Here is a 25,950-nt window from a genome sequence, read left to right on the forward strand (position 1 = left end):
GCTCAGATACAGCCGCTCAGCAGACTCTACAAGGTATTAATGATTTAGGAAAATTAAGTCCGGAAGCACAACTTGCCGCCGCGAGCCTATTACAAGACAGTGCTTTTGCGGTAAAAGACGGTATCAATTCCGCCAGACAATGGGCTGATGCCCATCCGAATATAACAGCTACTGCCCAAACTGCCCTTTCCGCAGCAGAGGCCGCAGGTACGGTTTGGAGAGGTAAAAAAGTAGAACTTAACCCGACCAAATGGGATTGGGTTAAAAATACCGGCTATGAAACAACTGTTACCCGAAAGACTTTAGATGGGCAAATAGCTGGCAAGAACAAGCCTATTAAACCTTCTTCAGGAGATTATGTCTTGCCGGTAGGCAGACAAATCATAGATCCTACTCGTACATCTTTTTCACAAGCTACAGTTAGCTATCAGAAGCGTGGTGCAAATTACAACTATGATTCTCTTGTAGCTGCAATGAACGAAAAAAATCATGGGTTGGCGACAGGGTTGATGTTGTTAATATGCCTGATGGAGCACCTACTAGTATGGATAACACGCGTATTATGGCAGCACGTGAAGCAGGGGTAAAAGTGGAAGCGAATGTTCATAATTTTAATGACCGATTATCATCAAAAGAGAGAATCAGGTTTAAGCATGATGGTATTGAGCCTCAAACTTGGGGAGAAGCTATCCAGCTACGAATTAGAAAGCAAGAAACACAAAAAGGAGTTCCAGAAGGGTGGAGCAAAAGATTTCCTAACGGAAGTATTTATGATGTAAAGGTACTTAGGAAATGATAAAACAAAATAGTTTTGTTCCGTATCCTGAAGCAATGCTTCCTAAAGGATTTAAATATCCGCAAAGTTATTTAAAATTAGCTCAATCCACTCATGCCATTAACTACGATGAACAATATTCTTTTCCTTGGTGGTTTGAAAATGCAGAAAGCAATATATCAGAAGTAATTGACATTTATTTTGAAATAACTGGCATTCCAAACCTATTACCTTTTGCTAGAAACCAAGAGTGGGCTGCCTGTTTTGATATTTCAGATAAATCAGGTAATCCTAAAATTATAGTAGTTAATTTAGATAATACAAAATATTACGAGACTTTTGAAAATTTTGATACTTGGCTAAAAGAAGCTGAAAATGATGGTTGGTAGCAGCCGTAGGTCAGATTCTCGAATCCGACATTTTCCAACAGCGGCATTTCGGAAACGATAGATGCGTCAAATATTTTTGTCGGATACAAATATCCGACCTACATCTCTGCGCAGCAAACTTTACAAGATATTAATGATTTAGGAAAATTAAGTCCGGAAGCACAACTTGCCGCCGCGAGCCTATTACAGGACAGTGCTTTTGCGGTAAAAGACGGCATTGATTCCGCCAGACAATGGGCTGATGCCCATCCGAATATAACTGCAACAGCCCAAACTGCTCTTGCCGTAGCAGAGGCCGCAGGTACGGTTTGGAGAGGTAAAAAAGTAAAACTTAACCCGACCAAATGGGATTGGGTTAAAAATACCGGTTATAAAAAACCTGCTGCCCGCCATATGCAGACTTTAGATGGGGAGATGGCAGGTGGGAATAAGCCAGCGAAGCAAGCTACTCCTAATGGCAAAGCTGGCGTTTCTACACAACAATCTTTGCAAAATAGTCTCGTTCCACAAAAAAATTATACGCATACTACCTATAATAGTGGATCAGCTATTACGGATGGCAAATATATTACTGACCCTCTCAGTATGGTACGACACAAACCTGATGCATCTAGTCTAGACAAGATAGATAGCAAAAGTTTATTTAAATCAGATGTTGATGCGGAAAAAGCTACATTAGATGCTGCTAGATATGCAGATAAACATAATTTATGGGATAGTCAAAATAAGGCAAAAGTTCCAACGAACGACGTAGTTGGCTATACAGACGGAAAACCGACACATATAATTAACATTTATCGTAGAAAACCGAATAAAGATGGGATTAGACCTGTGCATGGAACACCAAGTAAGGAACGTTGATTTATGAAAATTTATAATTTAGATAATATTATAACTTCATCAGCATTGAGTCTGTATAAATCCACTTGGGTTAAGTTAGATTTAATATCTTGTGCTAAATTTATCATAGAAGGAACGGATTTTACTTTTGATTGGGATGAAGGAATTGAAAATTGGATAGTTTTTTTTCATAAAAACAAAGTTATTGGTTATTTGTGTGCAAAATTACCTTTTGCTATATTAGACAACGAACAATTAAAAAATCAGCTATATCACAAATATCCTCATGTATTAACCTTACAAATTAAAAATATTGAAACTGAAAAAATATCTTTAAATGTAAACATTTGTAGATTAACGTTATGCCCATCATTTCATGATGAACATGATACGCTTGTTTGTTCAGTGCAAGATTTTTATGTAAATACTGTTTAACTAGCAAGCGCAGGCTGGATTAAAACCTAATTCATTGATAAAAAACATAAAACAAGCATCCTGAAATTTTTCAGGCTGCTTTTTTGTTGGGTTTGGTAACCCAATCTACTCGCTGAAAATTAGCAGAGGACGTAAATGGCTATTTATGACTTAAACGAAATCGTAACCCGTGCTGCATTAGGTATATATAAAGGAAAATGGCGAAACATGGATTTTGAGCAAGTTCTACAAAACATTGTTCAGCAACCGTAGGTCGGATTCTCGAATCCGACATTTTCCAACAGCGGCATTTCGGAAACGATAGACGCGTCAAATATTTTTGTCGGATACAAGTATCCGACCATACGGCAATCATACGGGTAACTCTGCCCCATCCGTAGAGGCTGATAACAGTCATGAGGGGTATGGATACAGCGATGAAGCAGTGCGACAACATAGACAAGGGCAACCTTAATTCACACTACCATAACCGCTTGCTACCAAGGAAAACAAAATGAAATTGCCTATTCAAAAATTCATGATGCTGTTTGCAGCAGCAATATCGTTGCTGCAAATCCCCATTAGTCATGCGAACGGTTTGGATGCCCGTTTGCGCGATGATATGCAGGCAAAACACTACGAACCGGGTGGTAAATACCATCTGTTCGGCGATGGTCGCGGCAGTGTTAAAAATCGGGTTTACGCCGTCCAAACATTTGATGCAACTGCGGTCGGCCCCATACTGCCTATTACACACGAACGGACAGGATTTGAAGGTGTTATCGGCTATGAAACCCATTTTTCAGGACACGGACATGAAGTACACAGTCCGTTCGATCATCATGATTCAAAAAGCACTTCTGATTTCAGCGGCGGTGTAGACGGCGGTTTTACCGTTTACCAACTTCATCGAACAGGGTCGGAAATCCATCCGGAGGATGGATATGACGGACCGCAAGGCAGCGATTATCCGCCCCCCGGAGGGGCAAGGGATATATACAGCTACTATGTCAAAGGAACTTCTACAAAAACAAAGATAAACACTGTTCCGCAAGCCCCTTTTTCAGACCGCTGGCTAAAAGAAAATGCCGGTGCCGCTTCCGGTTTTTTCAGCCGTGCTGATGAAGCAGGAAAACTGATATGGGAAAACGACCCCCATCAAAATTGGTGGGCTAACCGTATGGATGATATTCGCGGCATCATCCAAGGTGCAGCCAATCCTTTTCTAACGGGTTTTCAGGGATTGGGAGTTGGGGCAATTACAGACAGTGCGGTAAACCCGGTAACCTATGCGGCAGCACGGAAAACTTTACAGGGTATTCACAATTTAGGAAATTTAAGTCCGGAAGCACAACTTGCGGCCGCAACCGCATTACAAGACAGTGCTTTTGCGGTAAAAGACAGTATCAACTCTGCCAGACAATGGGCTGATGCCCATCCGAATATAACTGCAACAGCCCAAACTGCCCTTTCCGCAGCAGAGGCCGCAGGTACGGTTTGGAGAGGTAAAAAAGTAAAACTTAACCCGACCAAATGGGATTGGGTTAAAAATACCGGTTATAAAAAACCTGCTGTTCGCCCTATGCAGACTAAGGCGTTAGGTACGGTAGATGAAATTGGCGATACAGTACAGCAGGTTGGGAAACAGACTAGCGGACAAAAAACCAGCGGTGGTAATCCTGCGATTGATAGCGACCCTTATAGCCCGAGTAGTGTGGCAGCTCGCATAGAAGCCGGTAAGGTGCGCAGTGATTTACAAATCAAAGACATTTTGAGCAATACTACTCAAAGGAGTAAAACAAAAGGTTCCGCTGTTCAGTATGATAAAGTGGGAGATTACAATGACGCACTAAATGATTTTAATAGTCTGAATGTTCGAAATGTACAAACACGTCCTAATGGAACGATAACGGGCAATTTGCCTGATGGGCGTGCGGTTAATGTTCGTAATGATAGTAGTGGTGGAGAACCAACACTTGAAATAACAATTAGTAATAACCGAAAAATAAAAATCAGATATGGAAATACACGATAAATTATGAAATTAAAAAGCTTAGATTTCCCAACTGGCTATTTCTATTTTGATAATGCAGCAATAAACTTTGATAAAGTAGAAGTTATAGCAGTTGGTTATAGAAATACGGATAAAACCATAAAAATTTCTATTGAAGATGTTATTCATTTTAGGGTTGTTGATGAATCGTATTTTATAGATACTTTTATGGATTTAATTTCGGAAGATGCAGATAGAGCTTTACTTCATGAAAATGGTGGTCAATCTTTTTTTGAACTTCTTGATGAGCGTTATGTGGAATGGATATTGAAAGAAAGTTATTTTCCTTTGAATAGAGAATTCTTTAAACACTATATTTTTATGTTTGAGCAAACATTCATAGAAATAATTGGTTCTAGTGCAACGTATTCAATTATTGAGAGCTAGCGTAAGATGAGTAATAAGTTGCCTATCTTTCTTTCAGGCAGCCTGAAAATAAAACTACTCGTGTAATGCACCACGCACTTTAAACAGCACAGATATTTTGATGAGAATGGTATGGCAATTAAGTATATTGGTTTCTACATTCCGTCCGCAATATTCTCGCCTTCCGCATTGAACAGAAGTTAAGGCAAACCCACAGGGCAAAACTCCTGCGAGAATACCTCCTATGTCCGATACTAAAAATGGTTGGTTAGCAAAAGACGGTTGGGTTAAGCGTGTTCAAAACGTAAACAAAATTGAGATACATTACATTGAAAACACAAGAACCGGTGAAAAAACAGATTTTAAGTTTATTGAAAACACAAGAACCGGTGAGAAAACAGATTTTAAGTTTAAGGATTAGTCATGTTTTTAGATGATGTAAATGTTTTTTTAGATGATTTAAATACTAATCCAATCACTGACGAATGGTATATGTCCAATTTTGCCGATAAACATATTAAAATTTTGGAAAGTTACGAAGCCTTTGATATTCTAAAACAATTTGTTGATTACATGATTGAAGAATATGATGAAAAGTCAGAATATGAAATCATGGAAATATTGAGACAATTAAAATATCAAGCAGATACCAACGAAAAATTTTATACAAATTCACAGAAACAGAAAATTGTAGAATTATATAAACAAGAAATTAGTCAGGATATTTTAAATGAAATCTTTAGATAAACTATCAATATAGAAGGAAATCCTTGGAAAAAATAAAATGATAATCGAACACAATGGAAATATACATAAAATAGCCAGAATGACTGGAAATAAAAATAATTTTTTAGAAATAATCCTATCAGATATTCATGAAAATATAAAAATCAAACCATTAACTATAAAAGTAAAAGGAGAGAATGTTATAAATATCCTTCCTGAGGAAGTTAGTTTTTATGTAAAACAAGGTGTTGATTTAATTTATGAAAAATATAAACGGAAATTCTTTATCTCCGAAATTTCTTTTTGCCAATCAGATAGCCGGCTTTCAAGTATCTACGCTTTTCTTACATTTCACTTGCTTGAAGATATTATTAAAAATGAATCCCCATCCAACTACACCTGACTGGCTAATAGCAGGTATGAACCGTGTATTCATATCAATATAAGATTAATTACGGCAGAATTTGATGAAATTAGACAAAAACTTATCGTAAGATTTTATTTAGACAGAGAAGTAACTGATGATGGCAAAGAAGATATGGAAACAGCACGAACAGAATTACTTCCAAGAGGATATGCTTCATCTCTGGTAGTTTGACAGATTTGACCGCTTCATAAACTTAGAACATTAATTAATGATGATAATGTTTATATGATTGGTTCTAAGGATAGCAAAAGCAAATTCAGAAGGAACATGAATGACTATTTATGACTTAAACGAAATAGCCGTAGGTCGGATTCTCGAATCCGACATTTTCCAACAGCGGTATTTCGGAAACGATAGATGCGTCAAATATTTTTGTCGGATACAAATATCCGACCTACATCTCTGCGCAGCAAACTTTACAAGATATTAATGATTTAGGAAAATTAAGTCCGGAAGCACAACTTGCCGCCGCGAGCCTATTACAGGACAGTGCTTTTGCGGTAAAAGACGGCATTGATTCCGCCAGACAATGGGCTGATGCCCATCCGAATATCACTGCAACAGCCCAAACTGCCCTTGCCGTAGCAGAGGCCGCAGGTACGGTTTGGAGCGGTAAAAAAGTAGAACTTAACCCGACCAAATGGGATTGGGTTAAAAATACCGGTTATAAAAAACCTGCTGCCCGCCATATGCAGACGTTGGACGGTGAGATGGCAGGAGGAAACAAGCCAGTTGTTAAATCTATCAAACCAACTACGCGAGATGAATTACGTCAAGCATTGCAAGAACAAGGTTTTAGACGTACTGGTTCAGATGCGGCTCAATATGAAACATGGAAAGGTCCTGATGGCGTGAAAATAGATATTCGTCCAAATAGAGAGGTTATAAGAACCCAAAGAGTGCCGCGAACCGATGGTGTACAGGGAAAATATCCGCAACGACAAGATTATGAAGGCAATCCATTGCCAAATAATCATCATCATTCTGGATATTTTGTCAAATGAAAAAAAATATTTTTCACAATGTAAGCCTTTATGAAATAATCTTTTCCGATAATGGAAATACCCTTACATTATCTTTTACAGATACAATTGAAGGTAATTATTTCGGATATATCAAATGCAGTAATATTTTGAATTTTAAATTAGATACAAATAATTTCGTAGATTATAAGGATAAGGAAGATAGCTTGTTTCCCTTGTTTATACCCGAAATAGAGCTATATAAATACCAATTTTATAGTGAAATTATTATTGATGTAGGGATTATTATAAAAATATCTGCTGAAACAATTAATTTTGAGCCACTGGGAAAATAGTAACTGCTTTCCCAGCAGCCGTAGCAACTGTATTTTTACCCGACGGGGTAAAAATACAGTTGCTACATCTCTGCGCAGCAGACTCTACAAGGTATTAATAATTCAGGAAAATTAAGCCCGGAAGCACAACTTGCTGCCGCGAGCCTATTACAGGACAGTGCTTTTGCGATAAAAGACGGTATCAATTCCGCCAGACAATGGGCTGATGCCCATCCGAATATAACTGCAACAGCCCAAACTGCCCTTGCCGCAGCAGAGGCCGCAGGTACGGTTTGGAGAGGTAAAAAAGTAGAACTTAACCCGACCAAATGGGATTGGGTTAAAAATACCGGTTATAAAAAACCTGCTGCCCGCCATATGCAGACTTTAGATGGGGAGATGGCAGGTGGGAATAAACCTATTAAATCTTTACCAAACAGTGCCGCTGAAAAAAGAAAACAAAATTTTGAGAAGTTTAATAGTAACTGGAGTTCAGCAAGTTTTGATTCAGTGCACAAAACACTAACTCCCAATGCACCTTGTATTTTAAGTCCTGATAAAGTTAAAACTCGATACACTAGTTTAGATGGAAAAATTACAATTATAAAAGATAACGAAAACAACTATTTTAGAATCCATGATAATTCACGAAAACAGTATCTTGATTCAAATGGTAATGTTGTGAAAACCGGTAATTTACAAGGTAAGCAAGCAAAAGATTATTTACAACAACAAACTCATATCAGGAACTTAGACAAATGAATGAACACAACCTGTTAATTTTCTGTTTAAAAGACAATGTTTCAATTAGTGAATATACTGAAATGGTTGATTGGGCTTATAAAAACATTCAATCTGAAACAGTTGTAGAAATTACGGAAAATCAAATTATTGAATATCAAAATCGTGGATTATGGAGGCTTGTTTCTGAAATTACCGATAATTGGTTATTTGGACCAAGTGAGGGGGATTGGCTAATAGATAAGGAAAGTATTTTGGCTGTAAAAGAAAAATTACAAAATTCAGATTTTTCTACAGAGTCCTTAGTGAAAAATATTATTCATGTACTTGAATATGCTATAAAAAATGAAAAAACAGTGATTTTTCATTTTTGAAACTAATCTAATTTTTAGTAATATTGATACAGAGCAAGCAGCATTAAATGATTATTCAAAATGAATTTAATTTATATCCTAGTAATATGCTTCCTGAAGGGTTTTGTTATCCTGAAAAGTATGTTCGTATCTCTAACGATACATCTTTAATACCTTATATTCAGCCACATAATTTTCACTGGTGGTTTGAGAATTATGGAACAGAAGGGGCAGAAGTAGCTTATATATTTAGAAATTCTATCCTGCCTGATTTAAATCTTATCCCATTCGCTAGTAATGGAGAATGGGAAGCTTATTTTGATGGTAATGATGCAACAGGAAATCCTAGGGTTATTGTCATTAATTTAGATAATATAGAAAACCATGAATTTTTTAATAGTTTTGAAGAGTGGCTTGAATTAGCAATTAAGGATACTTGGTAAGCAGCTATCTATAAAAGATATGGGGCTGTCCTAGATAAATAAGTAATCGTAAGCGATGAAAATAATAGGCTGCGATATTTTTATTAACACCTGCTGACTCTGCTGCTGTTTTTGCAGTTACACCTGCGACAAATAGCTCAATGAGTTTATTTTGTTTATACCGGCTTAGACGACTTTTTCTCATAGGGATAATTCTAACTTAATTTGAATTTCCCTAGTTATCTAGGACAGCCCTAATGATTAAATTGGATTTAAAAAGCATAAATTTATATGATATTGATTTTGAAAAATTTACCCCCGAAATTCCAGATAATTTTCATAGATGGATAGATTTGGATATCGGAATCGAAGGAGAACAAGGCTCATCTATTTTTTCACTTTGCATTTGTTCTCCTAAATGGATTTCCCATCATTGTAATAAAGAAGGTTTTTTTGGTCTAATGCATTAATATTAGAACAGTTTGATCATAAGATGATTAAAAGTGAAATTGATAAAATATTAGAATATTGCTCAAAAGAAACTTGGGATTTGACACTTTCAAACTTATTACGATTTTTTTCTTGGGAATTCGAAGATTACAATCCAAACACATAAGAGCAATTTGAGATGATATAGTGGATTAAATTTAAACCAGTACAGCGTTGCCTCGCCTTGCCGTACTATCTATACTGTCTGCGGCTTCGTCGCCTTGTCCTGATTTAAATTTAATCCACTATAAGTCTGGAACAATTGTAATCAGAGACCTAAATTCAAAAGATGGTGGAAGAGCATTTAGACCAACCTTAGGCAAAACTTACTTTGACAAGCAAAAATAAAATTATTATGAATATAATCAATTACACAGGTGATGACATTATTATTTCTTTAACAAGAGAAGAGCTTCAATTATTGCGTTCCCTTATTATTGAAATTTATGCAGGTGTTTGCATAGATGCAGAAGAATTTGAGATTGTGTCAGGAATTCGCAATCCTCAATTAGTGCAAGAGCTAGAACAACAATTAATTGAAGCATATGATTTAATGGATACAAAAGGATAACCGCATTATATTTGAGATAGCTCCAAATTTGATAAATTCTGTTAATAATGTCAATGCTGTCGGGGACAGTTTTTCTTTGCAAAGATCTTGGATGGCACGTTCCACCAAATTGTTTCCCTTAAGGATTCAAACAGTTACCCGTTATTCTGCCCGTTTTTCCTTGATGATTCCGGTTTTTCAACCGCCGTTTTATATTTCCTCGTCAATAAACTCATCTTCATGCCGCAAACTGCGGATAAAGGTTTCAAAATCGGGGGCAAGTTCGACGATTTCAAAATCCGATTCTTGTTCGACAAACACCACTTTCGGCTCGCCGTCTTTGCCGCACGCCCGATAGTCTAAGGCAAACAGGGCATGACCGCCTGACGGGTCGTTGGCAAAATACACGCCGATGGGCGGATATTCCCATTCTTCCAGCCAAAGTTTTTGCCCTGTTTCGCCGCACAAACTCCCTTCTTTTTCAAAACCGATTCCCGATACCTCGCAAATTTGCACATGATTTTCCGCCCACGAATTTCTCTGCGTGGTCGGAAAGCAGTTTTTGACAAATATCCCGCCGTTTTGTACTGCCATCAATTCAATAAAACTTTGCGGCAATTTATAGCCCAGTTCACTTTCTACGGCAGCCAAAATTTCAGGGGTAAACGGGGCTTCTTTGTAATTTTCATCCGCCCAACTGTCGGATTCCCATACAGAGGACAAATCAAAATCTTTAAAAACTTGGGACATAATGTTCTTCCTTATTGATTTCAGCTATAAACAGGGGGGGTTGGGTATTCATACCCGGTTTTTACCGCCCGTCATTCCCGCACAGGTGGGAATCTAGAAGCTTGAAATTGTAGCAGCCTTGAAATGTTCCCAAAATACCGAGGTCCGGATTCCCGCCTGCGCGGGAATGACGGCGGAGGTTTGGGCAAAATTTGCTGTTACCAGATTCAGACGGCCTATGCCATCTCCCTTCTACATCTCTTCCAATTTCGCAAACTTGGTGTCCAGCTCTTTCACGCCCTGTTTGCCGAAGTTGATGGTCAGTCGGGCGGATTCGCCTTGGTCCACGGCATCGATGATGACACCGGTGCCGAATTTGGCGTGGCGGACGTTTTGTCCGATGCGGAAGCCTGCGTAGGTTTGCGGCTGTTTGTAGTCGTCGATGATTTTGTCTTTGGGCGCGGCGGTTTGGCGCGTATTGCCGTAGCGGTCGTAGGCGGGCTTTTTGACCGACAGGTAGTGCAATACTTCGGGTGGGATTTCTTCGACGAAGCGGGAGACGATGCCGAATTGGGTTTGTCCGTGCAGCATTCGTTGTTGCGCCATCGTAATGTAGAGGCGTTTGCGGGCGCGGGTAATGGCGACGTACATCAGGCGGCGTTCTTCTTCGAGGCCGCCGCGTTCGGCAAGGCTCATTTCGCTGGGGAAACGGCCTTCTTCCATACCGGTGAGGAAGACGGCGTTGAATTCCAAGCCTTTGGCGGCGTGGACGGTCATCAGTTGGACGGCTTTTTCGCCTGCGCCTGCCTGGTTTTCGCCGGATTCGAGGGCGGCGTTGCTGAGGAAGGCGAGGATGGGGAAGGCGGGGTCGTCTGAAATATTGTCGGGCAGGATTTCGAAGTTGCTGTCTTCGGGTTTGAACTCGATGGCGGCGTTGACGAGTTCGTCGAGGTTGTCGAGGCGGTCTTGGTTGTCGCCTTTTTGGGTTTTGTAGTATTCGGTCAGGCCGCTGTCTTTGAGGATGCCGACGATGATTTCGGGTAGGGGCATTTGTCCGACTTGGTTGCGGAATGCTTCAATCAGGCGGACGAAGGCGGCGACTTTGGCGGCTTTCGCGCCGGCATTGCAGGCTGCCTGCCAAAGTGAAACGCCTTGCTCTTGCGATGCCGTCTGAAGGTTCTCGACGGTGCGTGCGCCGATGCCGCGCGGCGGGAAGTTGATGACGCGCAAAAGGGCGTTGTCGTCGTCGGGATTGACGGCAAGGCGCAGGTAGGCGAGCGCGTGTTTGATTTCTTGGCGTTCGTAAAAGCGCAGCCCGCCGTAGATTTTGTAGGGGATGCCGCTGCGGAACAGGCTTTGTTCGATAACGCGGGATTGGGCGTTGCTGCGGTAGAGGACGGCGATTTCGTCCAAATTCCGGCCTTCGCGTTCGAGGGCTTTGGTTTCGTCCACGATGAATTGGGCTTCTTCGAGGTCGGTAAAGGCGGAGTAGTAGCGGATTTTGTCGCCTGCTTCGGCATCGGTACGCAGGTTTTTGCCGAGGCGTTCGTCGTTGTTTTCGATAACGGCGTTGGCGGCGGCGAGGATGTTGCCGACGGAGCGGTAGTTTTGTTCGAGTTTGACGGGCGCGTCGATGTGGAACTCTTCCATCAGCGCGGTCATATTGCCGACGTTCGCGCCACGGAAACGGTAAATACTTTGGTCGTCGTCGCCGACGGCAAACACTGCTGCGTGGTTGCCGGCAATCAGTTTCAGCCAGGCGTATTGCAGTTTGTTGGTGTCTTGGAACTCGTCGACCAGAATGTGGTTGAAGCGGTTTTGGTAGTGTTGGCGCAGCATTTCGTTGCTTTGCAGCATTTCGTAGCTGCGGAGCATGAGTTCGGCAAAATCGACCACACCTTCGCGTTGGCAAATTTTGTCGTATTCGGCGTAGCACTCAATCATACGGCGCGTGTGCGGATCGGGCGCACTCAAGACGGAAGCGCGCAAGCCGGATTCTTTTTGCGCGTTGATAAAGCCTTGCAGCGAACGCGGTGCGATGATTTCTTCGGCGATGTTGAGGCTTTTGAGCAGGCGTTTAATCAGGGAAAGTTGGTCGCCGCTGTCGAGAATTTGAAAGGAAGACGGCAGGCCTGCGTCGCGGTGGTGCAGCCGTAGAAAACGGTGGCAGAGTCCGTGGAACGTGCCAAGCCACATGGCGCGGACGTTGACGGGAATCATCGCGCCTAGACGGGTCTGCATTTCTTTAGCGGCTTTATTGGTAAACGTTACCGCCATAATGCTGTGCACGCTTGCCTGACCGGTTTGCAAAAGCCATGCGATACGCGTGGTCAGCACGCGCGTTTTGCCGCTGCCCGCGCCTGCCAGCACAAGGGCGGATTGCGGCGGCCAGGTTACGGCGGAAAGTTGTTCAGGGTTCAAGCCTTGCAGCAGGTTGGGGGCGGATTGGTCGGGAAACATAGGGATGCCGTCTGAAAAGTGGAATGCGCTATTTTAATGGAAACAGCGGGGTTTTAAACGGTTCTTATTTGTTTGTTTTGATTTTTGCTTGGGTAACAAATCCCATCATTCCCACAAAAACAAAAGCCTGAAATCCCGTCATTCCCGCGAAAGGGGAATCTGGTTTTTGGGTTTCAGCCATTCCCGATAAATCGCTTTAGCTCTGCCGCAACCTTAAAACGGCACGGTACGAAAATACCGTCTGAAACCCGAATCGTCGGGCTTCAGACGGCATTCTTCGTTCAGGCGGTTGCCGCTTCCTCGCCGAACACTTCCTTCCACAATTTCCTGACATTGCCGTAATGGGACAGCAATTCGTCGCTTACTTCGGTTTTTTCCGCATCGCGCAGTTTGGTGTTGTGCTGCTGCCGGCGGTAGAAGCGGTAGGCGGTGCGGCTTTGTCCGGCAAGGGTTTTATCAATCAAACCGCAGTCGGCGGCGATGTTCAAGAGGGCGATGTTGCCGTAGTTGTCGAGAAGTTGCGGATATTGGCGGGCGTGGGCAAGGATGAGGTATTGGACGATAAATTCGACATCGACCACGCCGCCGCGCGCGTATTTGACGTTGCCGTCAACCGGCGGGTGGGTGGGGAACATTTTTTCGCGCATTTCGATGATTTCGCCTACCAAGGCGGTTTGGTCGCGTTCGGCGGTGAGGATTTCGGTGCGGATGCGGTCGAAGGCTGTCTGAATTTCGGGTGTTCCGCAGATAAAACGGGCGCGGGTGAGGGACTGGTGTTCCCACGTCCACGCGTTTTCGCGCTGGTATTTTTCAAAGGCGGTGATGCTGTGCGCGAGGAAACCTGCGTCGCCGTTGGGGCGCAGGCGCAGGTCGGTTTCGTAGAGGCTGCCTGCGCCGGTGGCGGCGGAAAGCCGGCTGGTCAGGCGGCGGGCGAGGCGGCTGTACACGTCGCCTGCATCGGGATGCGGGTCGTCATAGAGGTAAACCAAATCCAAATCGGAGGCGTAGCCGAGTTCTTTGCCGCCAAGTTTGCCGTAGCCGATGACGGCGAATTGCGGCGTGTCGCGGTGTTTTTTGGGCATATCCGCCCACGCGCACGAAAGGGCGGCGGCAATGACGGTGTCGGCAAGGGCGGAGAGCTGGTCGGAGAGGGATTCTACCGTCCACAATCCGGCGAGGTCTTGGACGGCGAGGCGGAAGACTTGGGCGTGTTGGAAATGGCGCAGGGTGTCCATTTGCGCTTCGGTGTCGCCGCCGCAGGCTTTGATGCCGTCTGAAAGCTCGGCGGCGAGTTTGTCCCAATCAAACGCCGTATCTAATAATTGCGCGCTGATGAGTTCGTCCAACAAAATCGGATATTTGTTCAGATACGCCGCCACCCAAGAACTTTGGCCCATAATCTCTGCCAGTTGCGCCAGGGTTTGCGGATGTTCGTTGAGGAAGGCGAGATAGGCGGAACGGCGGCTGATGTTTTCGAGGAAATCCAACAGCCGCATCAATGTATCGGTCGGGTTGGTTTGCGCTGCCGCCGCCCGTACCAGCAACGGCACAAGCGCGTCGAAACGCGGCTGGGCGTGGGCGGAAAGGCGGCGGTATTTATGCCCGTTGCGGATTTGGTCGAGCCTTGCGGCGATGGTTTCGGCATCGAACCCGTGTTCTTTCAGACGGCATTGCCGCCCTTCTTCGTCGGGCTTTTCCTGCCAAACCCACTGCCATTCGCCGCTGCTTTGCGTTTGTTCTCCGGGTTCGCTCAAAATTTCGTTGAACAACCGGTTGACTTGGTTTCGATGTTGATTTAAAGCGTTCAAAAAATCGGCGTAATCATCAAATCCCATACTTTCGGCAAGCAGTTGCCGCTGTTCGGGCGAATCCGGCAGGGATTGGGTTTGCCGGTCGTCCCAGTATTGCAAGCGATGTTCGACATCGCGCAAAAAGCGGTAGGCGGCAAGCAGGGTTTCGACGTTTTCAGACGGCATAATCCCGGTTTCGGCAAGTTTCTCCAGCGTTTCCTGCGTGCCTTTCAGTTGCAGCGCGCGCATTTGTCCGCCGCGTATCATCTGGAAAATCTGGGCGATAAATTCGACTTCGCGGATGCCGCCCGCGCCGAGTTTGATGTTGTCCGCCATCCCTTTTTTGCTGACTTCGCTGCGGATTTGGCGGTGCAGCTTACGCATCGCCTCATACGCGCCGTAATCCAGATATTTGCGGAACACGAAGGGGCGCACCAGCGATTTGATGCCGTTCAGATACGGCGTAACCACGCGGCCTTTGCACCACGCATAGCGTTCCCATTCGCGCCCCTGCGTAATCAGGTATTGCTCCAGCGCGGTTTCGCTCAATACCAGCGCGCCGGAATCGCCGTCCGGCCGCAGCCGCATATCGACGCGGAACACTTGCCCGTCGGCGGTAATGTCGTTCAGCAGCGCAATCAGTTTCTGCCCGACTTTGGTGAAAAACTCCTGATTGCCGCGTTCGCGCCTGCCGTCGGTGTCGCCCGATTCGGGATAGACGAAAATCAAATCGATGTCGGAAGACACGTTCAACTCATAGCCGCCCGCCTTGCCCATCGCCACCACACTCAAATGCTGCGGCGATTTCGTACCACGCCCGATCGGCGTGCCGTACATATCCCGATAATAGGCGTAGGCGAAATCCAGCGCGGTATTGACGGCAAAATCGGCAAACAGCGTAATCGTGCGGGTTACTTCGTTCAAATCGCTGATGCGGTTGATATCGCGCACGATAATCTGCGACACCACATAACGGCGCAACCCGCGCAACTGCCGCGCCAATTCCTCCTCGTTTTCTTCCGTGCGGATTGTGTCCCAGTCGGCAAAGGCTTGGAAATCCGCTTCGGTCAAAACCTTGTCCAGCATAGGCAGGAAAATTTCGGGCTTGAGTTTGCCGGAATCAAGGTTGCGGGCGAGAAAAAGGGAATAACGGCGGGCGGTGTCGAGGCGGTTGTCGGACATTTCGGATTCCATTTGAAAAAATGGCGGGAACGGGATGGCGGATTCACTTCAAATCAGGACAAGGCGGAGCCGCACCAGTTCAAAGTCACGCCACTATATCATAGCAACCTCCGATGCCGTCTGAAAGCCGGATAACGCTTCAGACGGCATCGGATTGACAGGTTTAATCCGCGCTTACGGACGCTTTTTAAATATAAAGAAGGAAATCTCGTCTAACGCATCTTCGGCAAAACCTTGAAAATCCGGATTACCTTGTTTTGAGCGCAATAAAGCAACCACTTTATCGCAATCGCCGATATTTTCATGCATCCTGGCGAGATGTCCGAAACAGGTTAATGACAAGCTGGCAATATCCAAGTCTTTATGTTTCGACAACTCCGTCAACTTCTCGGAAATCCAGGGGATTTCATCCTCTTCCGAACTAAAGGTCATACCGAGCATACCGTCAATAACACTCTGTTTATTTTCAGAATAAATCATCTTTTCTACTTGTTCCTTATCAACCGTCATTTTTTAATTTTTTCTTTTGAATGAACCAATCCTGCTTTCTTTAAAGCATTTTTGCCGGGCGGCAGGATTGTTATCAAACATTTGCACCCGGTCCGGCAAAACGATTTCCTTATCGGTTTATCGGCAACGATGCGGGCGGTTCGGGTTTTGCCGCTTCCGGAATGCAGCCCGCCCCCGCTTTCAAATCTTCCGCTCTAATCCGTTTGCCGTCTGAAAGCCGGATAACGCTTCAGACGGCATTTGCCGGTTTAATCCTGCCCGCCGCCGTTGTGCAAATATCGTTCCCAATGAACATATAACCGGGCAATATTTTCTTCATTGCTGTGGGCAGAAGGAATATAACCGTCTTTGGGCGGCATATATCTGACAAATGACTCTATTTCTTCCGGGTAATCAAAATCCGCATAAATTTTTTCAACTTCCCCCAGAGGGTCGTCAAATTCTTCTTTTCTATGGAATACGTCATTTAGGAGGATGTACAGCCAATTTTTAGGGGAATAATCCCTCATTTCTGAAGCCAAATCTTCCAGAACAGGTTTTAATTCAAAAATATTGGATTTGTTGGTTAAAGATAGCTTGAACACGCGTTCGTCACAATCTGAAAGCGTCATTTTTCGGGCATAAGCTGCCACATCAGTCCAACCCAAGTATTTATTCTCATACCCCCACAGAATATCCTTCCAAGAAAGGCGGACTTTTTGAGCGGTTAAATCAAGGTTCATTTTTTACTCCGGTTGCCTGCTTCGTGTTCACACGTCGGTTTTCCTGCCCCGTCGTTCCGACCCTTCCGATTATGCCTGTTACGAAAAGTCTTCCAAATGACGGCCGATTGCCTCTTCAACAGTCGGATACCAATCCATAAATGAAGCCTGCAATTCCTCCAAAACCAACTCATTGAATAAATCATCCAAATTCCGCCAATCCGTTTTTTCATCCGGATAGATGAAATTTGCCATAACGACAGTATGTTTGTTTTGGGAATAATCCGATAAGGCGCAAATCATCAGATACCGCCCCGAATGCTCCAGATAAAAAATTCGTTTTTCCAAAGGAAACCAGTTATTCCGTTGCCCGTTTTCCATTTTTCATCCTTTTTAACGTATCGGCTTCCGCGTCCTTCAAATTGGATTACCTGCCTTCCGCCAAGCAAACGCCCGCGCCCCTTTCATCATTTGAATATCCGTTTGACCATATTTATCAGATAACTATCTTCTTTATATAAATCAATCAGCAAAGGCACGATACCCGGCTCATAAAATAATTCTGTCGTATCAGATGTTTCTTTTAACGCGGAAATTATCTCCAATAGTTCATACCCGTGTTGGGGATAAGCAAACAAATAGGGGACTGCTTCACGCAAACATGAAAATGCTTCGTAACTTTGCATTTTCCATATATGTTCATCTTTAAAATCACTCAAATACCATTCATCCAATTCACTTTCCGGGTCAGATATGAGTCGGATAAATTCATTTAGTTCGTCCTTAAACATATCGAATCCTTAAACTTAAAATCTATTTGGGGCTGTCCTAGATAACTAGGGAAATTCAAATTAAGTTAGAATTATCCCTATGAGAAAAAGTCGTCTAAGCCGGTATAAACAAAATAAACTCATTGAGCTATTTGTCGCAGGTGTAACTGCAAGAACAGCAGCAGAGTTAGTAGGCGTTAATAAAAATACCGCAGCCTATTATTCTCATCGTTTACGATTACTTATTATTTACAAAAAATGCAAATAAGAGTAATGTTTCCACTCGCCAAAATACAAAGCCTTTCATTCAACAACAAAATGGAGTGTAGAAACTATGAAACAATGGATGCTTTTAGGATTGCTGGGATTGGGCGCAGTGGCGCAGGCGCACGATGTTTGGGTGGCTGCACCGACACATCAGCCAGCCGGCAAAATCCTGCATGCGGATTTGGGTTACAGCCATGACTTCCCCAATGTCGAAAAAATCGCCGACGACCGCGTACATATTTTCAAACCGCTGCAATTGACCGGCAGCTCAAAGAAAACCGTTGATTTGGTAAATAAAGGCGAAAACTATCAATACGTTTCCAAAGCCGCTTTGCCTGAAGGCTCCTACTGGGTCAGCGCAACCTACAAACCGACTTTCTGGTCGAAAAACCAAGACGGCTGGAAACAGCAAACCTTGAAACAGCTGGCCGGTTCAACCTATTGCGAACAGGCGCAAATGTTCGGAAAGAGCTTTGTCCAAGTGGGCAACGGCGCAGTTGATGAAGCTGTATTGACCCGCCCTATCGGCCAAGAGCTGGAACTGGTTCCGCTGAAAAATCCGAACGAAGTCAAAGCCGGCGGTATTTTGCCCGTCAAAGTCCTGTACAAAGGCGAGCCTTTGGTTAAAGCCACCGTTACCGCCAGCTCGGACACTTTGGCGGAAATGGACTTGGAATCAACCCATGACCACCGCGAACCTCAAGGCTTCTCCGGCAAAACCGATAAAAACGGCGTGGTCAATGTGATTACTCTGATTGACGGTTTGTGGAAAATCAAAGTCGTGAACGAGACCGATTACGGCGATAAAAGCGTATGTCAGAAAGACAATACTTACGCAACGCTGATTGTGCCTGTCGGTACCAAACGCGCAGCCGCACGCCATGCCCACCATCATCATTAACAACCATTAAAAAAGGCCGTCTGAACTTTCAGACGGCCTTCGTTTATTCTAATTCATAACCCAAATTTCTAAAAAAACGGGAGAATGTTTCCAACTCATCACCATTTAATTGGGCAAAACGGACACGGTTGCAGCCGATCAAAACCACACTTTTATCAAAACAGTCCACATTTAGAAATGTTTGATGGCGAAGTAGAAGCAGATGAAAGTTATTTTGGCGGACAACGCAAAGGCAAACGCGGTCGCGGTGCTGCCGGTAAAGTCGCCGTATCCGGTCTTTTGAAGCAAAATGGTACGGTTTATAGAATACTCAAACCGCTGCTTTATTTCCTATTATCCGTGAACAAGTGAAACCTGACAGCATTATTTATACGGATTGTTATCGTAGCTATGATGTATTAGATGTGGGCGAATTTAGCCATTTTAGCTTCGCTGAAACTTCGTTTTCGTATCAATCACAGCACACATTTTGCTGAACGACAAAACCATATCAATGGAATTGAGAACTTTTGGAACCGGGCAAAACGTCATTTACGCAAGTTTAACGGCATTCCCAAAGAGCATTTTGGGCTGTATTTAAAGGAGTGCGAATAGCGTTTTAACAACAGTGAGATAAAAGTTCAAATTTCCATCTTAAAACAATTAGTAAAATCGAGTTTATCCTAGTCATCTAGGACAGTCCCATCTATTTTTATCTCCATATCCTTATTTTCCACATAATGAATTTCAACGCCGTTCATATTTTGCGTTTCCCCAAGCTGTCCGCCACAGTATAAAATTATTTTTTATATCAATTATTTATATGTTTAACAACTTACCGCCGGACTTGCTTTGGCTGCGTATCAAGATTGTCCGGTTCGCGGCGGGCGTTTGCTTTGTTTCAAACAGGGCAGCGCGTTTGGGATTTTCAAGGGGCGGCAGGCGGAAAAAGGAAATGAAAATACCGTCTGAACGGCAAAACGTGCGTTCAGACGGCATTTTGAGCGGATCGCGTCATCGCGCCAACGCCTTCAAACATTCTTTGACCAATGCCGGACCTTTGTATATCAATCCGCTGTACACCTGGACGGCAGTTGCGCCCAAGCGGATTTTCTCTGCCGCGTCCCTGCCTTCCATAATGCCGCCTACGCCGATAATCGGCAGCTTGCCGTCGATGTGGTCTGCCAACAGCTTCAACACCCGATTACTTTTTTCATGAACGGGCAGCCCGCTCAAACCGCCCTGCTCGCCTGCAAGCGGATGGCTGCCGAGACTTGATTTGTCGATGGTGGTATTGGTGGCGATGATGCCGTCCATTTCGACGGATTTGACAACGTGGGCGATGTCTTCGATTTGCGCTTCGTCCAAATCGGGGGCGATTTTTACGGCGAGCGGAACGTATTTCCCGTGTGCAGAGGCAAGCTGTGCCTGTTTGTTTTTCAAAGCCCCAAGCAATGCGCCCAACTCGTCGCCGCCTTGCAGGGCGCGGAGGTTTTTGGTGTTGGGCGAGGAAATATTGACGGTGATGTAACTTGCGTGCGCGTAGGCTTTTTCAAGGCAGATTAAATAATCATCGGCAGCGTTTTCGATCGGCGTAACTGCATTTTTGCCGATGTTGATGCCCAACACGCCGCTGAATTTGCTTTTTTCGATGTTGCGTATCATCGCATCGATACCGTGGTTGTTGAAACCCATGCGATTGATGATGCCCCGGTGTTCGGGAACGCGGAAGAGACGCGGCTGAGGGTTGCCGGGCTGAGGTTTGGGCGTTACCGTGCCGATTTCGATGAAACCGAAGCCGAGCGCGCCCAATGCGTCTATATATTCGCCGTTTTTATCGAGTCCGGCGGCAAGCCCGACAGGGTTGGGCAAATCCAAGCCCATCAATTTTACAGGTTTGGTACGGTTGTCGGTCACCGGAATCAGACCGAGCTTATAAACCGTGTTGAGGGCATTGAGCGTGAAATGGTGTGCCTTTTCGGCATCGAGCGCAAACATGATACGGCGGGCAAGCGGATACATAGCGGGCTTTCTGTTCCAAATAGAAATGCCGCCATTTTAACCGAAATCGCCGGCCGGACACGGCACATATATCAAATTTGAACGGCAAAACCGGTACCGCCCGAAAATGTACAAATCGGCAAATATTGATATAATAGGCATTAGATAGAAAACTCTATTAAAAGTCGGTACAATACCACCGATTTATTTCCCTTAAACAACCTGCCGCAAGGCATAAAGGAACGACTGATATGTCAAACATCGAACAACAAGTTAAAAAAATTGTTGCTGAACAACTGGGCGTAAACGAAGCCGACGTGAAAAACGAATCTTCCTTCCAAGACGACTTGGGCGCGGACTCTCTGGACACCGTAGAACTGGTTATGGCTCTGGAAGAAGCCTTCGGCTGCGAAATCCCCGACGAAGATGCCGAAAAAATCACCACCGTCCAACTGGCCATCGACTACATCAATGCCCACAACGGCTAACCGGTCGTCGCCCGACACAACAGCCTCTGCTGCACCGCGCAATAGAGGCTTTTCCCTTATATGGCAAACTGCTTAAACTCCGTTTAAATACCTGCCGCAAATTCCAAACGGCATCTGCACGACAGCCGCATATGCCCCCATTCCGACAACCAACAGCGAGATTATCATGAGTCAGAGAAGAGTAGTCATTACAGGCTTAGGTCAGGTTTCCCCTGTCGGCAACACTGTCGCAGAGGCTTGGGACAACCTGCTCGCAGGCAAAAGCGGCATCGGCGCGATTACCCGCTTTGACGCATCCGACATCAACAGCCGTGTCGCCGGCGAAGTGCGCGGTTTCGACATCGGACAATACATCAGCGCGAAAGAAGCACGCCGCATGGACGTATTTATCCACTACGGCATTGCCGCCGCATTGCAGGCAATCGCCGATTCGGGCTTGGACGATGTGGAAAACCTCGACAAAGACCGCGTCGGCGTAAACATCGGTTCCGGCATCGGCGGACTGCCCAGCATCGAGGCCACCGGCAAAGCCGTAATCGAAGGCGGCGCGCGCAAAATCAACCCTTTCTTTATCCCCGGTTCGCTGATTAACCTGATTTCCGGACACGTTACCATCCTCAAAGGCTACCGCGGCCCCAGCTATGGGATGGTTTCCGCCTGTACCACCGGCGCGCACGCCATCGGCGATTCCGCCCGACTGATCAAATACGGCGACGCGGACATAATGGTTGCCGGCGGCGCGGAAGGCGCGATCAGCACCTTGGGCGTGGGCGGCTTCGCGGCGATGAAAGCCCTCTCCACCCGCAACGACGATCCCGCCACCGCTTCCCGCCCGTGGGACAAAGGCCGCGACGGCTTCGTTATCGGCGAAGGCGCGGGCATATTGGTGTTGGAAGAATTGGAACACGCCAAAAAACGCGGCGCGAAAATCTACGCCGAAATCATCGGCTTCGGGATGAGTTCCGATGCCTACCACATCACCGCGCCGAACGAAGAAGGTCCCGCCCTTGCCGTTATCCGCGCCCTGAAAGATGCCGGCATCAATCCCGAAGATGTGGATTACGTCAACGCACACGGCACGTCCACCCCCTTGGGCGATGCCAACGAAACCAAAGCCCTCAAACGCGCGTTCGGCGAACACGCCTACAAAACCGTCGTCAGCTCGACCAAATCCATGACCGGCCACCTGCTCGGCGCGGCGGGCGGCGTGGAGGCCGTGTACAGCATTTTGGCGATACACGACGGCAAAATCCCGCCGACCATCAACATTTTTGAACAAGACGTTGAGGCCGGCTGCGATTTGGACTACTGCGCCAACGAAGCGCGCGACGCGGAAATCGACGTTGCCATTTCCAACTCCTTCGGCTTCGGCGGTACCAACGGCACGCTGGTCTTCAAACGCTTCAAAGGCTGATTCCGCAAAGCCGCCGCCGACATCGAAATGCCGTCTGAAACCGTTTCAGACGGCATTTTCTATTGTCCGTCCAAGTTCCAACCTTTCAGACGGCATCTGCAGGCATACCGTTTGCTATATCCAAAGAATCAGGAATTATTTAGCCCGCATCATCCGGCTTGTTAAAATCCGCAAACCTAACCGACTCAAAATACACATTATGACGCACACCGCATCGAAAACACCCAAACTTTGGGCGGTCATTGCCGCCGCCGCATTCATCCTGCTGATTACCATCGGGATGAGGATGACGCTCGGACTGTTCGTCCAACCCGTCGTCAACACCACCGAATTGAGCATTGCACAATTCAGCCTCATCATCGCCGTTTTCCAACTGATGTGGGGCGTATCGCAACCATTGTCCGGCGCGCTTGCCGACCGTTTCGGCGCGTTCAGGGTATTAAGCGGCGGCGCCGTCCTGCTCGTCTGCGCCTGCCTGATTGCCCCCAACATCCCGACTTATTGGGGGCTGATGATTGCCGTCGGGCTGCTGCTCGCATTCGGCACCGGTTCCGGAGGGTTTTCCATCATTATGGGGCAGGTTGCCGCCCAAGTCCCCGCACACAGGCGCGGTTTGGCATCCGGGCTGGTCAACGCCGGCGGTTCGGCAGGACAATTCCTGTTCGCACCGCTGGTTCAAGGACTCGTTGTCCTGCCCCAAGTCGGCTGGACGGGCACATTTTACGTTTGGGGCGCAATCGCACTGCTGATTCTGCCCGCCGCCCTGCTGCTTGCCGGCAAAACCCCCGCCTGCGGCACACCCCGTACGCACGCCGGAAGCGGACAGACGCTCCGGCAAGCCCTGGCAGCCGCCTTTAAAAACCCGGGCTACCTCTTGCTGCACTTGGGCTTCTTTACCTGCGGCTTCCACATCGCCTTCCTCGTTACCCACCTGCCCACCGAAATCGCACTCTGCGGACTGCCCGCCACCGTCGCCTCGACATCCATCGCCATTATCGGACTGGCAAACATCGCCGGCTGCATTTTTTCCGGCTGGTGCACAAGCCGCATTCGGGGCAAATACGTCCTGTTCTGGCTGTACGCCTCGCGCGCCGCGATGGTACTCATCTACATTTTTTCGCCCAAGACCGATTCCAATTTCTATATTTTTGCCGCCGCACTCGGATTTACCTGGCTCGCCACCGTCACGCCGACCGCCTCCATTACCGGCAAACTCTTCGGCACGCGCTACCTCGCCACCCTGTTCGGACTGACGATGCTCAGCCACCAAATCGGCGGATTCCTCGGTTCATACATAGGCGGCATCGTGATGACACAATTCGGCGACTACGGCTGGATGTGGTATGCCGACGCACTGCTGGCGGGAACCGCCGCCCTCCTCAACCTCCCCATCCGAGAATCCCGAACCGCCTGATAAAAATGCCGTCTGAAACCTTCAGACGGCATTTTCCAAACACCCACCCGTTTCCGGCACCCCGCTGCACGAAAGGCAGCCTTATCAAACCGCAGACAACCGCCTTATAATACGCAGGCAAACCCAAGCCCTGCCGTAGCAGACCGCATTTCCAATCCTATATTCAAGGTATCCGCCTTATGTTTCAACACACGGGACGACACATAAAGCACCGCCCTATGTGCCGCCCTGATTTGGAAGGGGTTACGCCCCTCCCAAATAGAGTCTGATTCTACCGCCCCGAAGGACAGATGTCCGAGTGGCGGGGTTCAACCGAAAAGGAAACACGATGAAAATCGTTTTTATCACAACAGTCGCATCCAGCATTTACGGTTTCCGCGCCCCCATCATTAAAAAATTAATCGGCAAAAACCATCAGGTGTATGCCTTTGTATCGGAGTTTTCCGACAATGAGTTGGACATTATCAGGGAAATGGGGGTTACACCCGTTACCTACCGTTCAAACCGCAGCGGGCTGAACCCGTTTTCCGATATAAAATCCACCTTCCTCATATTCAAAGAACTCAAAAAAATATCGCCGGATTTGGTTTTCCCTTATTTCGCAAAACCCGTGATTTTCGGCACTTTTGCCGCAAAACTGGCAGGCGTGCCCAGAATCGTCGGGATGCTGGAAGGTTTGGGATTCGCATTTACCCCGCAGCCGGAAGGCATACCGTTAAAAACAAAAATCATAAAGGGGATTTTGATTGCCTTGTACCGCATTGCCCTGCCGATGTTGGAAAGCCTGATTGTATTAAACCCCGACGACAAAGACGATCTGCTGCATCAATACGGCATCAAAATAAAAAACATCCATATTTTGGGCGGAATCGGTCTGGATTTGCGGCAATATCCTTATTCCGAGGCGGATATTCCCGATGAAAAAGAACCCGTAAAATTTCTCTTTATCGGCAGATTGTTGAAAGAAAAGGGGATTGATGATTTTATTCGGGCGGCGGAACAGGTTAAGGACAAATACCCCGATACGGTTTTTACCGCTTTGGGCGCAATCGACAAATCACGCGGGGGGGGCGCGATTTGGAACGCCTTGCCGCCCGCGATATTATCCGTTTCCCCGGTTTTGTGGACAATGTTTCCGAAGTGATAAAGGCGCATCATATATTCGTATTGCCGTCTTATTATAGGGAAGGCGTTCCCCGAAGCACTCAGGAGGCAATGGCCGTCGGCAGGGCGGTGATTACAACAGATGTACCCGGCTGCAGGGAAACGGTCGCCGACAAGGTCAACGGCTTCCTGATCGAGCCTTGGAATCCCCGCATCTTGGCCGAAAAAATGATTTATTTTATCGAAAACAGGGAAGCCGTCCGCCTGATGGGGAATGCAAGTTATGCGATTGCCAAAGATAAATTCGATGCCGAAAAAGTCGATTTGAAATTACTCGATATTTTGAAGGCGTAAACAAGGCTGCCCGCTTTTGAGTTTCGGTCATTTCTGATAAACCC

The 25,950-nt window shown here is 46.0% G+C and carries 28 protein-coding genes and 10 pseudogenes; 27 read left to right on the forward strand and 11 right to left on the reverse strand.

Going from position 1 to position 25,950, the window contains the following annotated elements; genetic code table 11:
* Positions 1-2: 2 nt before the first annotated feature.
* The 17 genes and pseudogenes from FGL10_RS12625 to FGL10_RS08195 form a co-directional block, all read left to right on the forward strand.
* Positions 3-341 (forward strand): annotated as a pseudogene (locus FGL10_RS12625) (MafB family polymorphic toxin); the annotation flags it as partial.
* A 203-nt stretch (positions 342-544) separates the two neighbouring features.
* Positions 545-796: a hypothetical protein gene (locus FGL10_RS12630; RefSeq protein WP_003690197.1), complete on the forward strand. Its 252-nt coding sequence runs from the start codon at positions 545-547 to the stop codon at positions 794-796.
* Positions 793-1,164 carry an SMI1/KNR4 family protein gene (locus FGL10_RS08130; protein WP_002218307.1) on the forward strand — a complete coding sequence of 124 codons (372 nt, stop codon included), beginning with the start codon at positions 793-795 and terminating at the stop codon, positions 1,162-1,164. The genes FGL10_RS12630 and FGL10_RS08130 overlap by 4 nt, the downstream gene beginning before the upstream one ends.
* A gap of 96 nt (positions 1,165-1,260) precedes the next feature.
* Positions 1,261-2,025, forward strand: a pseudogene (locus FGL10_RS13030) (MafB family polymorphic toxin); the annotation flags it as partial.
* Between the two features lie 3 nt (positions 2,026-2,028).
* On the forward strand, positions 2,029-2,439 hold the full coding sequence (locus FGL10_RS08140; RefSeq protein ID WP_002224186.1) for a hypothetical protein: 411 nt from the start codon (positions 2,029-2,031) through the stop codon (positions 2,437-2,439).
* A gap of 334 nt (positions 2,440-2,773) precedes the next feature.
* Positions 2,774-2,893 (forward strand): annotated as a pseudogene (locus tag FGL10_RS08145) (adhesin); the annotation flags it as partial.
* Positions 2,894-2,932: 39 nt separating this feature from the next.
* Complete coding sequence (locus FGL10_RS08150; protein WP_080718819.1) at positions 2,933-4,453, forward strand: MafB family polymorphic toxin; 1,521 nt, start codon at positions 2,933-2,935, stop codon at positions 4,451-4,453.
* Positions 4,454-4,456: 3 nt separating this feature from the next.
* On the forward strand, positions 4,457-4,858 hold the full coding sequence (locus FGL10_RS08155; protein WP_003709211.1) for a hypothetical protein: 402 nt from the start codon (positions 4,457-4,459) through the stop codon (positions 4,856-4,858).
* A 223-nt stretch (positions 4,859-5,081) separates the two neighbouring features.
* Positions 5,082-5,258 carry a hypothetical protein gene (locus FGL10_RS08160; protein ID WP_003709213.1) on the forward strand — a complete coding sequence of 59 codons (177 nt, stop codon included), beginning with the start codon at positions 5,082-5,084 and terminating at the stop codon, positions 5,256-5,258.
* A 2-nt stretch (positions 5,259-5,260) separates the two neighbouring features.
* Positions 5,261-5,584, forward strand: a complete 324-nt coding sequence (locus FGL10_RS08165) for a hypothetical protein (protein ID WP_003709215.1) — start codon at positions 5,261-5,263, stop codon at positions 5,582-5,584.
* A 37-nt stretch (positions 5,585-5,621) separates the two neighbouring features.
* Entirely contained in the window at positions 5,622-5,966 is a 345-nt protein-coding gene (locus tag FGL10_RS08170) for a hypothetical protein (RefSeq protein ID WP_003709218.1), read from the forward strand.
* Between the two features lie 39 nt (positions 5,967-6,005).
* A complete protein-coding gene (locus tag FGL10_RS13110) occupies positions 6,006-6,161 on the forward strand; it encodes a MafI2 family immunity protein (protein ID WP_476737678.1) in 156 nt (51 codons plus the stop codon).
* Positions 6,162-6,382: 221 nt separating this feature from the next.
* A pseudogene (locus FGL10_RS13115) lies at positions 6,383-6,994 on the forward strand (MafB family polymorphic toxin); the annotation flags it as partial.
* Positions 6,991-7,308: a hypothetical protein gene (locus FGL10_RS08180; protein ID WP_036475214.1), complete on the forward strand. Its 318-nt coding sequence runs from the start codon at positions 6,991-6,993 to the stop codon at positions 7,306-7,308. The pseudogene FGL10_RS13115 and the gene FGL10_RS08180, both read left to right, overlap by 4 nt.
* A 69-nt stretch (positions 7,309-7,377) precedes the next feature.
* Positions 7,378-8,049 (forward strand): annotated as a pseudogene (gene mafB / locus FGL10_RS13120) (polymorphic toxin MafB class 3); the annotation flags it as partial.
* Positions 8,046-8,402 carry a DNA mimic protein DMP12 gene (locus FGL10_RS08190; RefSeq protein ID WP_003709225.1) on the forward strand — a complete coding sequence of 119 codons (357 nt, stop codon included), beginning with the start codon at positions 8,046-8,048 and terminating at the stop codon, positions 8,400-8,402. The pseudogene mafB and the gene FGL10_RS08190, both read left to right, overlap by 4 nt.
* Before the next feature lie 47 nt (positions 8,403-8,449).
* Positions 8,450-8,824, forward strand: coding sequence for an SMI1/KNR4 family protein (locus tag FGL10_RS08195; RefSeq protein ID WP_003709227.1), 375 nt, complete (start codon positions 8,450-8,452; stop codon positions 8,822-8,824).
* Positions 8,825-8,840: 16 nt separating this feature from the next.
* Here the strand turns inward: FGL10_RS08195 and FGL10_RS08200 are convergent.
* Positions 8,841-9,008 (reverse strand): annotated as a pseudogene (locus tag FGL10_RS08200) (IS1595 family transposase); the annotation flags it as partial.
* 52 nt (positions 9,009-9,060) lie between these two features.
* Between FGL10_RS08200 and FGL10_RS08205 the strand changes: the two are divergent.
* Positions 9,061-9,419: pseudogene (locus FGL10_RS08205) on the forward strand (immunity 8 family protein).
* Positions 9,420-9,434: 15 nt separating this feature from the next.
* On the opposite strand, the pseudogene FGL10_RS12935 reads toward FGL10_RS08205, so the two are convergent.
* Positions 9,435-9,542 (reverse strand): annotated as a pseudogene (locus tag FGL10_RS12935) (IS5/IS1182 family transposase); the annotation flags it as partial.
* A gap of 105 nt (positions 9,543-9,647) precedes the next feature.
* Between FGL10_RS12935 and FGL10_RS08220 the strand changes: the two are divergent.
* Positions 9,648-9,863, forward strand: coding sequence for a hypothetical protein (locus FGL10_RS08220; protein ID WP_003709236.1), 216 nt, complete (start codon positions 9,648-9,650; stop codon positions 9,861-9,863).
* Positions 9,864-10,052: 189 nt separating this feature from the next.
* Here FGL10_RS08220 and FGL10_RS08225 read toward each other — a convergent pair whose 3' ends face one another.
* The 7 genes from FGL10_RS08225 to FGL10_RS08255 form a co-directional block, all read right to left on the reverse strand.
* On the reverse strand, positions 10,053-10,592 hold the full coding sequence (locus FGL10_RS08225) for an SMI1/KNR4 family protein (RefSeq protein ID WP_003709240.1): 540 nt from the start codon (positions 10,590-10,592) through the stop codon (positions 10,053-10,055).
* A 231-nt stretch (positions 10,593-10,823) separates the two neighbouring features.
* Positions 10,824-13,031: a DNA helicase II gene (uvrD, locus tag FGL10_RS08230; RefSeq protein ID WP_003709242.1), complete on the reverse strand. Its 2,208-nt coding sequence runs from the start codon at positions 13,029-13,031 to the stop codon at positions 10,824-10,826.
* Between the two features lie 281 nt (positions 13,032-13,312).
* Positions 13,313-16,003, reverse strand: a complete 2,691-nt coding sequence (gene glnE, locus FGL10_RS08235; protein ID WP_036469807.1) for a bifunctional [glutamate--ammonia ligase]-adenylyl-L-tyrosine phosphorylase/[glutamate--ammonia-ligase] adenylyltransferase — start codon at positions 16,001-16,003, stop codon at positions 13,313-13,315.
* 174 nt (positions 16,004-16,177) lie between these two features.
* Positions 16,178-16,513 (reverse strand): hypothetical protein, encoded by a 336-nt coding sequence (locus tag FGL10_RS08240; RefSeq protein WP_003709251.1) that lies wholly within the window; start codon positions 16,511-16,513, stop codon positions 16,178-16,180.
* 248 nt (positions 16,514-16,761) lie between these two features.
* On the reverse strand, positions 16,762-17,235 hold the full coding sequence (locus FGL10_RS08245) for a DUF2247 family protein (RefSeq protein WP_003709253.1): 474 nt from the start codon (positions 17,233-17,235) through the stop codon (positions 16,762-16,764).
* A gap of 78 nt (positions 17,236-17,313) precedes the next feature.
* Positions 17,314-17,595, reverse strand: a complete 282-nt coding sequence (locus tag FGL10_RS08250) for a hypothetical protein (protein ID WP_003709255.1) — start codon at positions 17,593-17,595, stop codon at positions 17,314-17,316.
* An 86-nt stretch (positions 17,596-17,681) separates the two neighbouring features.
* On the reverse strand, positions 17,682-18,005 hold the full coding sequence (locus tag FGL10_RS08255) for a hypothetical protein (protein WP_003709257.1): 324 nt from the start codon (positions 18,003-18,005) through the stop codon (positions 17,682-17,684).
* Positions 18,006-18,084: 79 nt separating this feature from the next.
* Between FGL10_RS08255 and FGL10_RS08260 the strand changes: the two are divergent.
* The 3 genes and pseudogenes from FGL10_RS08260 to FGL10_RS08270 all read left to right on the forward strand — a co-directional run.
* A pseudogene (locus tag FGL10_RS08260) lies at positions 18,085-18,231 on the forward strand (IS1595 family transposase); the annotation flags it as partial.
* 87 nt (positions 18,232-18,318) lie between these two features.
* The gene (locus FGL10_RS08265; protein ID WP_003709262.1) at positions 18,319-19,152 is read left to right on the forward strand and encodes a DUF4198 domain-containing protein; all 834 of its coding nucleotides are present in this window, start codon (positions 18,319-18,321) and stop codon (positions 19,150-19,152) included.
* Between the two features lie 153 nt (positions 19,153-19,305).
* Positions 19,306-19,818, forward strand: a pseudogene (locus tag FGL10_RS08270) (IS1595 family transposase); the annotation flags it as partial.
* Between the two features lie 132 nt (positions 19,819-19,950).
* Here FGL10_RS08270 and FGL10_RS08275 read toward each other — a convergent pair.
* Both FGL10_RS08275 and FGL10_RS08280 read right to left on the reverse strand, forming a co-directional pair.
* Positions 19,951-20,130, reverse strand: a complete 180-nt coding sequence (locus FGL10_RS08275) for a hypothetical protein (protein ID WP_003709266.1) — start codon at positions 20,128-20,130, stop codon at positions 19,951-19,953.
* A gap of 15 nt (positions 20,131-20,145) precedes the next feature.
* Positions 20,146-21,153 (reverse strand): quinone-dependent dihydroorotate dehydrogenase, encoded by a 1,008-nt coding sequence (locus FGL10_RS08280; RefSeq protein ID WP_003709267.1) that lies wholly within the window; start codon positions 21,151-21,153, stop codon positions 20,146-20,148.
* 230 nt (positions 21,154-21,383) lie between these two features.
* Between FGL10_RS08280 and acpP the strand changes: the two genes are divergently transcribed.
* The 5 genes from acpP to FGL10_RS12940 all read left to right on the forward strand — a co-directional run bounded on the left by acpP (position 21,384) and on the right by FGL10_RS12940 (position 25,906).
* Positions 21,384-21,620, forward strand: a complete 237-nt coding sequence (acpP, locus tag FGL10_RS08285) for an acyl carrier protein (protein WP_002215574.1) — start codon at positions 21,384-21,386, stop codon at positions 21,618-21,620.
* Between the two features lie 166 nt (positions 21,621-21,786).
* Positions 21,787-23,034 carry a beta-ketoacyl-ACP synthase II gene (gene fabF, locus FGL10_RS08290; RefSeq protein ID WP_003709269.1) on the forward strand — a complete coding sequence of 416 codons (1,248 nt, stop codon included), beginning with the start codon at positions 21,787-21,789 and terminating at the stop codon, positions 23,032-23,034.
* A 199-nt stretch (positions 23,035-23,233) separates the two neighbouring features.
* A complete protein-coding gene (locus tag FGL10_RS08295) occupies positions 23,234-24,448 on the forward strand; it encodes an MFS transporter (RefSeq protein WP_003709273.1) in 1,215 nt (404 codons plus the stop codon).
* A 328-nt stretch (positions 24,449-24,776) separates the two neighbouring features.
* Entirely contained in the window at positions 24,777-25,592 is an 816-nt protein-coding gene (locus FGL10_RS08300) for a glycosyltransferase family 4 protein (RefSeq protein WP_003709275.1), read from the forward strand.
* Complete coding sequence (locus tag FGL10_RS12940) at positions 25,571-25,906, forward strand: glycosyltransferase (RefSeq protein ID WP_332000812.1); 336 nt, start codon at positions 25,571-25,573, stop codon at positions 25,904-25,906. Before FGL10_RS08300 ends, FGL10_RS12940 begins: the two co-directional genes overlap by 22 nt.
* The last annotated feature ends 44 nt before the right edge of the window (positions 25,907-25,950 follow it).

Source organism: Neisseria lactamica (genome assembly GCF_901482445.1).
Classification (GTDB): domain Bacteria; phylum Pseudomonadota; class Gammaproteobacteria; order Burkholderiales; family Neisseriaceae; genus Neisseria; species Neisseria lactamica.